The 1,266-nt window shown below is 40.5% G+C and carries 1 protein-coding gene; it reads right to left on the bottom strand.

From position 1 onward, the window contains the following. Positions 1–8 precede the first annotated feature (8 nt). Positions 9–1,189 (bottom strand): IS3 family transposase gene (locus I6E69_RS20435; protein WP_197122215.1). Its coding sequence is split into 2 segments (ribosomal slippage): positions 9–931 and positions 931–1,189, totalling 1,182 coding nucleotides; the frame shifts between segments, so codons are not numbered across the junction. Positions 1,190–1,266 lie beyond the last annotated feature (77 nt).

Below are 1,266 nucleotides of genomic sequence, written 5' to 3'. Positions count from 1 at the left end.
TGTAGTGGTCAACTAATTTTGGCCACAGTTTTAGAATCTTGATATCTAATCTCAGATTCATTCGGCGCTAAACCAGCATTATAATGATGTGGTCTAACATTATTGTAATATCCGTTGATATAATCACTCACACTATATTTAGCGTCTCTAAAGTTTTCATATCCAACTTTTGGCATCCATTCCGTTTTAAAGCTTCTAAAAAATCGTTCCATTGGCGCATTATCCCAACAATTTCCGCGCCTGCTCATACTTTGTTTGATTTTATAGCGCCATAAACGTTGGCGATATTTCAAACTTGTATAATGACTACCCTGGTCTGAATGAAACATCAGTCCTGACGGTTTTCCTCTGCTTTCATACGCGAGTTCAAGCGCTTTTAATGTTAAATTAGTATCTGGTGACAACGACATTGCCCAACCAACCACTTTGCGTGCAAATAAATCAATAACGACGGCTAAATAGGCCCAGCGATTGCCTGTCCAAATATACGTCACATCACCGCACCATACGGTATCTGGCTCAACAACATCAAACTGTCTATCGAGCAGGTTTGGGATTTCAAGATGCTCATTACCACCCCTTTTATATTGATGCTGTGGTACTTGGCAGCTCTCTAGTTTTAGTTTAACCATTAGCTTAGCGGCGCGATAACGGCTTAATTCAAAATCGTTATTCGTTGCGATTGCCGCGATCGTTCGCGCTCCAGCTGAACCACCGCTCATTGCATGTATGGCTTTGACTTCAGCTTCTAGCCTTATTTGCTCTGGTGTCGGCGTTGTATCCCGTATGGCCCAATATTTATAGCTGCTGCGATGCACATTAAATACGCTACACAACACGCTAATTGGGTAACGCTCTCTTTGATTTAACTTTTCAATTAACGAGAATTGTTCAGGGAGTCGGACATCAAGAGAGCGGTAGCCTTTTTTAATATATCCTTTTCTAATTCAATGCGTTGGATTTGTTTTTTAAGCTCACGAATTTCAATTTGTTCGGGTGTCATTGGTGATGCAGTGGGAGTCTGGCCATTCCGTTCTTGCTTTAATTGAGTTACCCACTTACTTACAGTTGATTTACCAACCCCCATAACCTTAGCTGCATCTTCTTGCGTATAGCCTTGATCAACTACAAGCTGAGCTGTCTCTAATTTTATTGCTGCAGAATACGTTGCGCGTTTTAATTTCGTCATTTTTTCACCCAAATTTGTATGCTTATTAGCATAACATTTCTTTCTTAATGGGTGGCCAAATTAACTATGCCACTACA

The organism is Pseudoalteromonas sp. NZS100 (genome assembly GCF_015864815.1).
In the GTDB taxonomy this organism is placed as follows: domain Bacteria; phylum Pseudomonadota; class Gammaproteobacteria; order Enterobacterales; family Alteromonadaceae; genus Pseudoalteromonas; species Pseudoalteromonas distincta.
Note: the sequence above shows the minus strand (reverse complement) of the source record. Positions and strands in the feature narration are given on the sequence as shown.